Below are 274 nucleotides of genomic sequence, written 5' to 3' on the forward strand. Positions count from 1 at the left end.
TGGCGTTACACACAATGCCGCCAGCTGCAGCAGAAACAAGCTCACGCCCATCGATGCTGTTGCGCGGAATCGCGTAAATACCCCGCTCGTCGTTATGGCCATAGCTCATAGCGACATTGTTGAGTGCGGCATCGGTCAGGTCGCCGGCGAAACACTGCATGTCCAGAGGCGTAAAGAATTTTTCCTGAATCACCTGAGCGTAAGGCTTTTGATAAAGCGCAGCGACCACCTCGCCCGCGGTAATGTACATAACATTACTGTAAGCATATTCACT

1 pseudogene is annotated in these 274 nt (G+C 52.2%); it reads right to left on the reverse strand.

Features of this window, described 5'->3' with window-relative positions:
- Window positions 1–250, reverse strand: a pseudogene (locus NLF92_RS12915) (serine hydrolase); the annotation flags it as partial.
- Window positions 251–274 lie beyond the last annotated feature (24 nt).

The organism is Opacimonas viscosa, assembly GCF_024199005.1.
Taxonomy (GTDB): domain Bacteria; phylum Pseudomonadota; class Gammaproteobacteria; order Enterobacterales; family Alteromonadaceae; genus Opacimonas; species Opacimonas viscosa.